Annotated in this window: 8 protein-coding genes; 1 reads left to right on the plus strand and 7 read right to left on the minus strand. The window is 57.8% G+C overall.

Going from position 1 to position 13,062, the window contains the following annotated elements:
* The first annotated feature begins 266 nt into the window (after nt 1-266).
* The gene (locus GHN92_RS08670) at nt 267-5,171 is read left to right on the plus strand and encodes an NEL-type E3 ubiquitin ligase domain-containing protein (RefSeq protein WP_165484565.1); all 4,905 of its coding nucleotides are present in this window, start codon (nt 267-269) and stop codon (nt 5,169-5,171) included.
* Nucleotides 5,172-5,173: 2 nt separating this feature from the next.
* Here GHN92_RS08670 and argR read toward each other — a convergent pair whose 3' ends face one another.
* The 7 genes from argR to acs form a co-directional block, all read right to left on the minus strand.
* On the minus strand, nt 5,174-6,154 hold the full coding sequence (gene argR, locus GHN92_RS08675) for a transcriptional regulator ArgR (RefSeq protein WP_095003236.1): 981 nt from the start codon (nt 6,152-6,154) through the stop codon (nt 5,174-5,176).
* A 115-nt stretch (nt 6,155-6,269) separates the two neighbouring features.
* A complete protein-coding gene (locus tag GHN92_RS08680; protein ID WP_095003237.1) occupies nt 6,270-7,034 on the minus strand; it encodes an ABC transporter ATP-binding protein in 765 nt (254 codons plus the stop codon).
* A 23-nt stretch (nt 7,035-7,057) separates the two neighbouring features.
* Nucleotides 7,058-8,170 carry a succinylglutamate desuccinylase/aspartoacylase family protein gene (locus GHN92_RS08685; RefSeq protein ID WP_095003238.1) on the minus strand — a complete coding sequence of 371 codons (1,113 nt, stop codon included), beginning with the start codon at nt 8,168-8,170 and terminating at the stop codon, nt 7,058-7,060.
* A 3-nt stretch (nt 8,171-8,173) separates the two neighbouring features.
* Nucleotides 8,174-8,872: an ABC transporter permease gene (locus tag GHN92_RS08690; RefSeq protein WP_095003239.1), complete on the minus strand. Its 699-nt coding sequence runs from the start codon at nt 8,870-8,872 to the stop codon at nt 8,174-8,176.
* A complete protein-coding gene (locus tag GHN92_RS08695) occupies nt 8,869-9,558 on the minus strand; it encodes an ABC transporter permease (protein ID WP_095003240.1) in 690 nt (229 codons plus the stop codon). Before GHN92_RS08695 ends, GHN92_RS08690 begins: the two co-directional genes overlap by 4 nt.
* A gap of 105 nt (nt 9,559-9,663) precedes the next feature.
* Nucleotides 9,664-10,437, minus strand: coding sequence for an ABC transporter substrate-binding protein (locus GHN92_RS08700; RefSeq protein ID WP_095003241.1), 774 nt, complete (start codon nt 10,435-10,437; stop codon nt 9,664-9,666).
* A gap of 512 nt (nt 10,438-10,949) precedes the next feature.
* Nucleotides 10,950-12,905, minus strand: coding sequence for an acetate--CoA ligase (gene acs, locus GHN92_RS08705; protein ID WP_086798394.1), 1,956 nt, complete (start codon nt 12,903-12,905; stop codon nt 10,950-10,952).
* Between the last annotated feature and the right edge of the window lie 157 nt (nt 12,906-13,062).

Raw genomic sequence — 13,062 nt, forward strand, 5'->3', positions numbered from 1 at the left:
ACTGGCGGATCTTGAAGGTACTCCATCAGGACATACGAGTACCGGACATGCCAGATCCAACACCTCTTGCGCCCCTGAAACCGCCCCCTGAAAAAGGGTTAACAGCGGCGAACCGACTCCAGACCATCCCCCACTTCACGACCATTGTCGAGGCCATGCCGCCCTGGGCCACGTCCCTTGGCCGACCGACCCTGAACGCATTGAAAGGGACGTCCCCCAGCCTTCACCCAACCTTGAGGACCCTCACGCCCGCTCAGGGCGACACCTTGCGCAAAACGTTTGCAGCGCGATGGGCCGCCCGCAACGATGTTGAAAAAGACCTGGCAAGGGTCGTAGATGTTCACGGGTTTGCGGCGCCCTTGCTGAACAACCTTATTAAACGCCAATATCAGCTGGACCTGGATGTACACAACACCTTTATCAATCTGTATATCCCGAACTACCTGCCTGTCATCGGCCTGCGCGAAAGCGGTACCACGACCTGGCGCGTGTCCCTGCTAGACGCGGCCCTGCACAACTTTGAACTGCATGAAACCCTGCCCTATGCCTACCTCTCAGGCTCGGGGTATATCAGCCGCCCCGATGCCCAGGGGCATTTCAAGCAGCTCAATCACATCACCGAGCACATGCCCGTGCAGGCGTTCACGGCCTTGTGCCGAACACTGAATCTGGGCGCCCGCTACAAGGACCATCTCACGCGCCATCTGGGTCTTGACGATCATGGCAGGCAGTTAAGGCTGAAAAACAAAATACTGGACAGTCAACGCGCCGACCTGAAGGCCGATCTGACCTACGCCGTGATGACCAGACAGATCGGCCTGCCCCTGTATGAGTCACTGGATGCCTTTCTCATAGGCCTGGACAACCGTTGGCTGACCTATCGCCTGACAGTGCTCTCCCTCGACATCGAAAGCCCGCTGATCTTCATGCCGGTACATCAACGATCGGTAGTTGCGTACATACCCCACGACCCCCTGCATCCGGTCAAGGAATACTCATCGATCGGCGAGTGCATGGCGCATCTGACCGAACGCCTGAAAAGCACTTCCTACCAGCATTTCTTCAGCCGCTTCGTCGCCCACGACCGATTGGGGGCTTTTCTGGAGGGTCTTAAAAGAACCTACTGGCAGGTCATCCCCGACACCCCCATCGCACCGGGCGCAACGCTACCAGACGCACTGGTTGCGCAAACCCTGATACCGATCGAAAAACCCGCAATTGAATACCTGCTGGTGCCGATACCTGATGACCTCTGGGAAACGCTTTACAGCAGGCAACTGGCAAAAATTTTCAACGATGCCAAAAGCCTCGCCGTGTCGACCGATGCCGAAGACCGCAAAACCCGTGAGGCACGCCTTGAACGCCTGAAAGGCATTGGCATGGCACTGCTGAATGCCGCAGCCTTTGTCATCGCGCCTTTTGTACCTGTCGTCGGCGAACTGATGCTGCTGCAAATGGCCTGGCAACTGCTGGACGACACCTATGAGGGTATCCACGACTGGGTGCAAGGCAAGACCACTGAAGCATTCGAACACCTGTTCGGGGTGCTGGAGAGCGGTATCCAGGCAGGTTTTTTTGCGGCGGGCACAAAAGTGCTGGGAGGCTTGCTGCCCAAGCCATCCGCCTTTGTACAAGGCATGAAACCTGTCACCTGCAACGATGGCGCCACTCGATTGTGGAACCCTGACATCAGCGCCTACCACCACGACCTGGCCCTGCCCGAACACCTCGCGTCCGACGAACTGGGCCTGCAGTACCACCAGGACAAAACACTGCTGACCCTCAGTTCCGGGCAGCAAGCCCGACACACGCTGGTACTGGACAAGACCGAAAGCGCCGGCCCTTATACCTTGCGTCACCCGACACGGCCCCACGCCTACGGCCCCCGGATGCAGCACAACGGTGAAGGCGCCTGGCTGATGGAGGGTGAGCGCCCGCAAACCTGGCAAGGCTCGATCCTTATGCGTCGGCTCGGCCCTGTCGCCGAGGGCTTCAGCGATGCCGAGCTGGAGAAGCTGCGAATTATCAGCGGCACCGATGAAGGCGTGTTGCGAAGGGTTCACCTGCATAACGAACCGACTCCGCCTCTGCTCAAAGACTGTATGGCACGACTGAGGATCCAAAAACAAAATATCGAGGACATCACCCGTATTCGCCAAGGGCGAGCCCTTTCAACCAAGGGGAACTGGCTGGAAAGCCTGCCCACCGAATTACCCGGCTGGCCGCCAGACAAAGCCCTGAATGTCTTTGTCGATGAAACCCTCAGTGGCATGGCCCATGTCTACGGTGCCCCCGAGGCACTCCCCGAGGACTCTCTCAGGATTTCTCAGCAGGACATCAAGAACGGCAAACTGTGGCCCCTGATTGTCGACAACTTCAACACGCCTCAACTCGATGCCCTGCTGGGCCCGCGCGCAACAAAGACAGAAGCCGTCAACACCCTGCAGGCCAAGGTGTCCGACTACGCCCGGCAACGACGGGAAGACATCTTCGACCATCAGTACGCCAGGGAGCGCCAGACAAAAAACCCGGCAGCGCGATTGATAGAAAGCACCTTTGCGCACCTGCCCGCCCCTATCACCCAAGCGCTGCTTGAGACCACCAGCACGCTCGAGAAAACCACCCTCCTCGAGAATGGCAGAATCCCCCTGAGGGTAAAAAATCTGGCCACCGAGCTGGAACACCAAACCCGCATAGCTCACGCCCAGGAGGGACTGCTTGAAGATGACCTGCTGACTCCAGACGGCGAAAAACTGGCCATAAACACCCTGAAAACCTACACCGATGCGATCCACGACCTTCATCTCGAGGTGCGCGATCTGGTCGTTGACGGCACCTTGCGCTGCAGCCATGCCCCCAAGGACGCCAGGCACACCCGAATACTGGTTCGTAAAGGTCCGGACGCCTATGAGACCTACGATGGCGAGCATGCCCTGCTGCATCCAGCCTCGCGCTTTCACGGTGCGCTGATGAAGGCGCTCCCCGAACGCAACAGCGAGCACCTGAAATCCAGGTTCGCCATTGGCCAGAACTTCAAACAATGGCTGGCAGATAAGTACAGCGCCCCCGATGAAATCCGAACGGCACTTGATCTGCCATCCCCGGCAGCTTGCGTGGCAACCGAAAGCGAAACCCTGTTGCGCGGCGCCGCCAGCAGCCGGGTCAATACCACGCCTGCAGCCAATCCCTTGCAGGAACGGGTCAAGGCGCTCTACCCCTATCGAAATAACGACGAGATAGCGTTGATCACGGCGCGAATCGACAGCGAGCAGGCCCTTGAACACCTGCGCGCCACCGAGGAGGAAAAAGACCAGCTTTTCGAGACACTGGACAACTGGATCAGCGCTGCGATCGGCGTCACCACCGACAACGCATTGCCACCCAACCTTCATGGTTTAAGGCGCCTGATAGGCTCCAGAATAAAGAACTCCTGGCTATCGGCCGACAAGGTCCATATCAACAAAACAGGACAGGCTGCCATAGTGGCCGAACTGGACTTCAGCAGCACCCTGTTCGGCCATGCCGGCACCGACAGCCTGGTTTTAAGCCGCCCCCTGAGCCATGTAGGCCTGCTGAGACTCGACGATTGCAGCTTTTCCCCAAACCAGGGCGACTTCCTGACCTACTTTCCCAATCTGAAGGTACTTTCGCTCAACGCCAACGACCTTGAAACCCTGCCCGAGACACTCGATACACTGCCGCACCTCAGGTCGCTGCACCTTGCCCATAACCGCCTGACCCTGAACGCCGGGATGCAGAGTCAGCTCAAGCACCTTACCCGTCTTCAACACCTTGATCTGGGCCACAACCCTCTTGGCAGCCCTTTGGCCGTGGGGCATATGCCCGAACTCAGGACACTGGTACTTGAGAACACCCGCATCACTCAATGGCCCCCGGGGTTGTTCGACCAGCCACGACCGAAGGCTTTCAAATTGAACCTGCTGGGCAACGAGATCCATACCGTGCCCGACTACCCCGATCAATCGGCCGAATCCTGGTTGATTGCCAATGCCCGCCTTGAACGCCAGAAGCTCGACCTGGAGAGTCAGGACCGTGTCACTCAGTATCGCCGCGCCCTTGGCCTAGACCCTCATCGCACTTATCCGCCACGAGGGTCAGAGCAAAGCTCATTCTGGTTGTTCGGCCCTCCCGGGTCACAGGTATCCATGCAGGAACTCTGGGAGACTCTAGAGCACGAGCACGGCTCACAGGGTTTTTTTGAAGTCATCGCCCGAATGGAAATCCCCCCGGACGTATTTGAAACACCCTCTGACCAAATTGCCTATCAGGAAGGCCTGGGAGATTTGACGCAGAAAGTCTGGCGCTTGATCGATGCTGCCAGTAACGACACCCGCATGCGCGAGCTACTGTTCACCATGGCCAGTTCGCCCACCAATTGCGCCGACGCCGGCGCCCAGATATTCAATGCCATGGGCCTGGAAACCATGGCCCATGAGTTCTATAACGCCCGAAGCACACCACTGGAACTGGAAAAAAACCTGATAACGCTGGCACGCGGCAAGGCCCGGCTGGCCAAGATCGGTGACATTGCCCGGGCTGATGTGGCGCAACGTGTCAGGCCTGTGAGTGAGGGCGGCCAGGGCTTGAGGTTTACCAGCGAAGTGATCGATGGTGCGCCCGGAACGGTCGACGAAGTCGAAGTCCACACCGGCTACCAGACCCGGCTGAGCACAAGCCTCGAACTGCCCTGGGTACCCAACTACATGGTCTACAGGATGACTGCCCAGGTGGGCGATACGGAGTTTGTCAGGGCCTATCGCCTGATTCATGAGGGCGAGGCCGGTGATGGGCTGGTCAATCAGATCCTTGATGTGCCCTTTTGGGAGACCTACCTGAACAAAACTTACGCCTCGGAACTGGACGCCAACGCCAGCCTCTTCGAACAGAAGGCCGAGTGGCTCGAGCAGCTCAGGGAGCTACAGGATAATTGGGTTCGCTCGGATACGCGCCTGGAGCAGCGCCATGCAGGGCAGCGTGTCGAGCTGCAGGAACTCGCCCTAAAACTGGCAGTGCCTGAGCCTCAGGTATTCACCTCCGAGCCCATGAATGACAGGTTCTACTACCGGATCTACAGCCAGATCGCCGATGAACGCAAAGAGCTCAGCCGGCAGTTGACCCGTCAGGCTCTGACCAAAGCCAGGCTGACCTGACCTCAGCCGCGCTCGGCCGGGGCCGAAGACAACTCGAAAGGGCTGCTGCTACGGCGCTGATTGCGATCTTCACGGGGAGTCGCACCAAAGAAGTTGCGATAGGCGCTGGAGAAATGCGGCCCCGACGAGAAACCGCAGGACAAGCCGATCTGGATGATCGACTTGCTGGTTTGCATCAACATCTGCCGGGCTTTATTCAGGCGCAGTTCGAGGTAGTACTGACTCGGCACGCGATTGAGGTACTGCTTGAAGATACGCTCCAACTGACGACGGGAAACGCACACATGCTGGGCGATTTCGTCGGTGGTCAGGGGCTCTTCAATATTGGCCTCCATCAGCAACACAGCCTGGGTCAGCTTGGGATGGCTGGAGCCAAGACGGTTCTGCAGCGGGATACGCTGACGCTCACCGCCTTCACGGATGCGCTCGACCACCAGCTCCTCGGACACCGCACCGGCCAGTTCGGCACCATGATCGCGAGCCAGCACCGCCAGCAACAAATCGAGTACCGACAGCCCGCCGCAAGCGCTCAGGCGATCACGATCCCAGTCGAACAAATGACTGGTGGCGATTACTTTGGGGAAGCGCTCGGCGAAATCGTCCTGCCAGCGCCAGTGCACGGCCGCACGGTAGCCATCCAGCAAACCCAATTGCGCCAGCGGGTAGACACCCGCCGACAGCCCGCCAATCACGCACCCTGCCCGCACCAGTTGCTTGAGCGCACTGCTCAGGGCCGAGGTCAGGGCGGCAGGCGGCTCATCCGCCAGCAAAAACAGCTTTTGGCAACCTTCAAGCTTGCCGTTCCAGGGCTCACCCGGCAATTGCCAGGCTCCTTCAAGCGGTGCCTCGGCCTGCAAGAACAACAACTCGTAGACGACTTCAGGATGCACGCGCTGGGCAACACGCAACGCTTCCTCGGCCAGCGCCAGAGTCAAGGCTTTGGTGCTGGGCCAAATGAGGAAACCAATTCGATGGGCGGTCATGGCGTGCTATCCGGAACGAAAACGGGAATAAAACCTGTGCACCCAGCCTGGGCCAGCTACGCGGGATGCGGAGCATGACCTATTTTGGTGCACAGCGGCAGTCTTAAAATTGCAGTTATTTCAAGCTGCCCGACAGAAACTGCTGCAACCGCTCGCACTGCGGGTTAACCAGCACTTCACGCGGGTCACCGCTTTCTTCGACAATACCTTTATGCAGAAACACCAACTGGTTCGACACTTCACGGGCAAAACCCATTTCGTGGGTCACCACCACCATGGTGCGGCCTTCCTGGGCCAGATCCTGCATCACCTTGAGTACATCACCCACCAGCTCAGGGTCAAGGGCCGAGGTCGGCTCGTCAAACAGCATGACCTCAGGCTCCATCGCCAGGGCACGGGCAATTGCCACACGCTGCTGCTCGCCACCGGACATATGCCCCGGGTAAGCATCCTTGCGGTGCGACACGCCTACTTTCTGCAGGTAATGCTCAGCCTTGTCACGGGCTTCGGCCTTGGACATGCCCAGTACATGCACCGGCGCTTCCATGATGTTTTCCAGCGCGGTCATGTGCGACCACAGGTTGAAATGCTGGAACACCATCGACAGGCGCGAGCGCATGCGCTGCAACTGCTTGGGATCGGCGGCCTTGAGCGCGCCGTCCTTGTTGGCAATCAGCTTGAGCTCTTCACCATTGAGCAGGATCTTGCCTGCATGGGGTTGCTCGAGCAGGTTGATGCAACGCAAAAAGGTACTTTTGCCGGAGCCACTGGAACCGATGATGCTGATCACATCACCTGCCTTGGCGGCCAGCGAAACGCCTTTGAGCACTTCATGACTGCCATAGCGTTTATGCAGGTCTTGGACTTCAAGTTTGTACATGCTGTCGGTTCTCACAAAAACAGTCAGTCGTTGAGCAAGCGCCCGTGACGCAAAGGCTTGCGCCCCGCCACTTTAGCCAGCCAGAAACCGGGTTGGGCATAGCGCAGTCGCTCAACGGCAAATAACACACCGGCGGTGCCCGCGCATACCGTACTGACCCGGTCAGATAAAGGATCAATCACTTCAAACAGCGGCTCGCCGGGCTCAACCCAGGCGCCCACCGGACGTAAAAAACTCACCACACCGGGGTGCGGTGCAAACAACAACTCAGTGCCTTCAAATGGCATGCCTTCACATGCCTCATGCTGCGCTGCAGGCCAGTCACCTGTGATCAGGCCCTGTTCGGCCAGAAACGCCAGAATGCCCTCGGCATAAGCCTCGGCCTGCGGGCGGCCGGTGTCCGCCTGCCCGCCCAGCTCCAGAGTGGTCGACATGCAGGCCAAAGGGATCTGCGCATCGGCAAACTGGCGCTGCAAACGCAGCCAGGGCACTGAGCAGGCTTCATCGAAGGAGCTGCCACCCGAGTCTTCAGCCAACAGCCCAACCCGCACACCCAGATGCGCAGCCAGCGAACGCCACTGCGGCCAATGCTGGGGCAAGGCGTACAGATGCAGTGCGGCATCGGTCTCGCAGTGCAGATCCAGGACAATGTCTGCATCACAGGCATGACTCAATAAAACACGCTGCATACCTTGCAACTGACTGACCGGATCTGGCAACTCGGACAATATATCAAGCATTGTCTGACGGATCAGTCGGGTGTTGGCGTGAGGATCATCCCCCAGACGACCTGCCAGCCTCTGCGCTACCGGCTCACTCAACTCGACGAAATCGCGGTTGAAGTTTTTGCCGCTGCCAAACTCGAAACGTCCCTGATGACTGCCTTGCAGCAACTGGCCGAGCCCCAGGGGGTTGGCCACGGGCACCAGTTCGATCACGCCATTCAAAGCACCCCGGGCTTCAAGTTCGCTCAGGCGCTTTTTCAGTTCCCAGGCACAACGCATGCCCGGCAGTTCGTCTGCATGCAGGCTGGCCTGGATATAGGCTTTGCGCTCACCTTCACCGAAACGGAACACCGTCAAGTGACGCTCGGAACCCAGGCTGCTCCAGGGCAGCAGGTGATCGATACGCTCCATGACTCAGGCCTTGCGCGGGGCCATATAGCCCAGCCAGCGGCGCTCGGCCAGTTTGAACAGGCGCACCAGAATGAAGGTCAGGCACAGGTAGAAAGCACCGGCCGTGATGTAGGCCTCAAACGGCAGGTAGTACTGGGCATTGACGGTACGCGCAGCGCCCGTAATGTCGATCAGGGTCACGATGGAGGCCAGACTGGTGGTCTGCAACATCATGATCACTTCATTGCTGTATTGCGGCAGAGCCCGGCGCATGGCCGACGGCAGCAAAATGCGGCGATACATCTTGGAACGGGACATGCCCATTGCCTTGGCCGCTTCAATCTCACCATTGGGCGTGGCCCGCAGGCTGCCGGCTATGATTTCGGCGGTATAGGCGCTGGTATTGATGGCAAACGCCAGGCAGGCACAGAAGGTGGCACTGGACAACAGCGGCCACATAAAGCTGTCACGAATCACTTCGAACTGGGCCAGCCCGTAGTAGATCAAGAACAGCTGCACCAGCATCGGCGTGCCGCGAATCACGTAGGTGAACAGCCAGGCCGGAAAGTTGACCCAGGCCTGCTTGGAGACCCGCATCAACCCCAGCGGCACGGCTGCCAGCAGGCCGAAAAACAGCGAAATACCCAGCAGTTTCACGGTTTCCAGCATGCCGCTCAAGTACAGCGGCATGCTGGCCCAGATGACGTTGTAGTCAAAGATCATAGATCAGCCGCCCTTACGCCTACCGAGTAGCGCTTCTCAAGTTGTCGCAATGCCAGCAGCGAAACACTGGTCAATACCAGGTACATCGCCGCAACGGCCAGGAAGAAGGTGAACGGCTCGCGGGTGGCATCAGCCGCCTGCTTGGCCTTGAACATCATGTCTTGCAGGCCCACCACCGAAATCAGTGCAGTCGCCTTGGTCAACACCAGCCAGTTATTGGTAAAGCCAGGGATCGCCAGGCGAATCATCTGTGGCACCAATACCCGGAAAAAAACCTGAAACGGGCTCATGCCATAAGCCATGCCGGCTTCAGCCTGCCCCTTGGGAATGGCCATGAAGGCCCCACGAAAGGTCTCGGACAGGTAGGCACCAAAAATGAAGCCCAGGGTGCCGATACCGGCCGCCAACGGATTCAAGTCAATGTAATCGTCGTAGCCCAGCATCGGCGCAACGCGATTGAGCAGGTCCTGACCGCCGTAGAAAATCAGCAAAATCAGCACAAGGTCGGGAATCCCGCGGATTACCGTTGAATACAGATCGCCCATCCAAGCCAGCCAACGTACCGGCGACAAGCGCAACGAAACACCGATCAGACCTAGAACAATGGCCAGGGCCATGGACGACAAGGCGAGCTGAAGCGTCAGCCAAGCGCCATCGAGGATGACAGCCCCGTAGCCTTTCAACATGATTCCGGCCCTCTAAAAAATAGCTCGAAAATGGGGGAATAAAAAATGGCGCAAACTTCAGAGATTCTGTCGCTTGCGCCATTTCGGACGTACCGCTGCGATGTATTACTGACCGTAAATATCGAAGTTGAAGTACTTGTCCTGGATTTGCTTGTACTTGCCGTTTTCACGCAGAGCCGTGATAGCAGCGTTGATCTTGTCTTTCAGGGCGTCGCCCTTGCGTACGGCGATACCCACGCCATCACCAAAGTACTTGACGTCGGTGAATGCCGGGCCCGCGAATGCGTAGCCTTTGCCAGCTGGGGTCTTCAGGAAACCGTCTTCCAGCAGGGTGGCGTCTGCAACGGTGCCGTCGAGACGACCCGCTTCCACGTCCAGGTAGATTTCGTTCTGCGAGCCGTAAGGAACGACAACGGCACCTTTAGGCGCCAGAACTTCCTTGGCGAAACGGTCGTGAATCGAGCCGCGCTGTACGCCGATTTTCTTGCCTTTGAGTTCATCAAGGCTGTCGCTGACCACAGTACCTTCCTTCATCACCAGGCGCGCTGGCGTCAGGTAGTACTTGTTGGTGAAATCAACGGACTTCTTGCGGTCTTCGGTGATGGACATCGAGGACAGGATTGCGTCGATTTTGCGCACTTTAAGTGCCGGGATCAGGCCATCGAATTCTTGCTCGACCCACACGCACTTGACCTGCATCTGCTCGCACAGTGCATTACCGATGTCGTAGTCAAAACCCACGATACTGCCATCCGGGGCTTTGGAAGCGAACGGAGGGTAAGCCGCTTCAATACCAATTTTCAGAGGTTTGTCAGCAGCAAAAGCCTGCAGGGACAGCACGGACAGTGCCAGGGCGCCAAGAAGCACGAGTTTCTTCATCTTAGGACTCCATCGGTAAAGGCAATAAAAGCAGAGTGAGCCTGAGCCCAATATGCGGAGGTTAAACCGGGAATGCGGCGCCACGTCCTACTGGCGTTGCACTGTGACCAGCACAACAACGACGAGCGGGTGATCGGCATTCTAACGACAGGCTTCAAGCCGTTATTTCTTCAATGCGACAACTAGTTACAGATGCACCGAAAAAAGCGACTCCAGGCATTGACAGCTCTTCAAGTTTATGCAAGAGCAAAAGACATAGAACCTATGTGAGTTGCAAATAGCGGGCCTATTATTCGCAAAGCCTTCTATTCCGGCAAGTGCAGCGTTTCATCTTATTTTTTCAGGAGCCGAAAAGGACTCTAAAACGGTGCTTTGAGTATCAGAAGGCCCCGCTAACGGGCAACCGGTTACATCTGCGGTAACACATAGTCGGCTCCCACAGGATCTGCAGTTGCCCAATAAAAAGCCCCGCCAGGTTATGCCGGACGGGGCTTGGTGACCTTCAGGCCGTGTTACGCGACCTTCATGCCTTTATGGGTATCGATCAAGTGCTGCACCACACCCGGGTCAGCCAGAGTAGAAATATCACCCAGACCGTCGTATTCACCGGTAGCTATCTTGCGAAGGATACGACGCATGATTTTGCCCGAACGGGTTTTCGGCAGGCCGGGCGCCCACTGGATGACATCCGGCGAAGCGATCGGACCGATCTCTTTGCGCACCCAGTTTTTCAATTCAAGGCGCAACGCCTCACTTGGCTCTTCGCCACCATTGAGGGTGACATAGACATAAATCCCCTGCCCTTTGATGTCATGGGGCACGCCAACCACTGCAGCCTCTGCCACTTTAGGGTGGGCCACCATTGCGCTTTCGATTTCAGCAGTCCCCATCCGGTGGCCGGACACGTTGAGCACGTCATCTACACGACCGGTGATCCAGTAGTAACCGTCTTCGTCACGACGCGCGCCGTCGCCGGTGAAGTACATGCCACGGAAGGTCTTGAAGTAGGTATCGACGAACCGGTCGTGATCGCCATACAAGGTGCGCGCCTGTCCAGGCCAGGAGTCCAGAATCACCAGGTTACCTTCAGCGGCCCCTTCTATAAGGTTGCCAAGGTTATCCACCAGCCCCGGCACCACACCAAAGAACGGACGCGCTGCAGAGCCTGGCTTGAGTGCATGCGCCCCAGGCAGCGGGCTCATCATGCAAGCGCCGGTTTCGGTCTGCCACCAGGTATCCACAATCGGGCAACGCTCTTTGCCGACCGTAGTGTAGTACCAGTTCCAGGCCTCAGGGTTGATCGGCTCACCCACCGAACCCAGCAAGCGCAAGCTGGAGCCATCGGCATCCTTAACCGCCGCCTGACCTTCGGCCATCATCGCGCGAATGGCTGTAGGCGCGGTGTAGAGAATATTGACCTTGTGCTTGTCGACAATTTTCGAAACGCGGGTAATGTCCGGGTAGTTCGGCACACCTTCGAACAGCACGGTGGTTGCGCCGTTGGCCAATGGCCCGTAGACGATATACGTGTGACCGGTCACCCAGCCGACGTCCGCCGTGCACCAGTACACCTCGCCCGGGCGGTAGTCGAACACGCGTTCGTGGGTCAACGCCGCATAGAGCAGATAGCCACCCGTGGTGTGCTGCACACCTTTGGGCTTGCCGGTAGAGCCGGAGGTATAAAGGATAAACAAGGCTTCTTCTGCGCCCATTTCTTTCGGGGCGCAGTGAGTCGAGGCCACGGCCATCAGGTCGTGGTACCAGATATCACGATGCTTGTACCAGGCGATGTCCCCGCCGGTACGCTTGAACACGATGATCTTCTGAACGCTGGAGGTATCCGGGTTGGTCAGTGCCACATCGACATTGGCCTTGAGCGCGGTACGCTTGCCGCCACGCAGGCCTTCGTCAGCGGTGATCACTACCTTGGATTTGCAGTCGATGATCCGGCCGGCCAGCGCCTCTGGCGAGAACCCACCAAATACAACCGAGTGGATTGCACCGATCCGGGTACACGCCAGCATGGCGACCACAGCCTCAGGCACCATCGGCATATAGATGGTGACTACGTCACCCCGGTGCACATCCTGACCGCGCAAGGCGTTGGCCAGCTTGCACACCTCTTCGTGCAGCTCACGGTAGGTAATGTTGCGCTGCTCGGAAGGATCATCCCCTTCCCAAATGATGGCCACTTGATCGCCGCGCTCGGCAAGGTGACGGTCCAGGCAGTTGTAGGAAACGTTGAGAGTGCCGTCCGCGAACCATTTGATATCGACATGATGATCGTCGAAAGAGGTCTGTTTGACGGTGGTAAAAGGCTTGATCCAGTCGAGGCGCTTTGCTTGTTCGCGCCAGAAGCCATCCGGGTTGACGACGGACTGCTGGTACATCGCCTTGTAGGTCGCCTCGTCAGTCAGCGTATTGGCAGCGACTTCAGGGCGTACGGGATACAGGGAAGCGGCACTCATGTTTCATACCTCAATGCTTGTAGTTGTTGTTTTATGACCCTGTTTTAGCCGGGCCAGGCCGTGAGATCCATTCGACGTTGGTAGTAAGAAACACGCAGAAAAGTCATGGTTTTTCTGCGCAAGGCTCAAACACAGTACTTACAGCGATTTCCTGCTC

Source organism: Pseudomonas sp. FSL R10-2964 (assembly GCF_009600035.1).
GTDB classification, from domain to species: Bacteria; Pseudomonadota; Gammaproteobacteria; order Pseudomonadales; family Pseudomonadaceae; genus Aquipseudomonas; species Aquipseudomonas bubulae.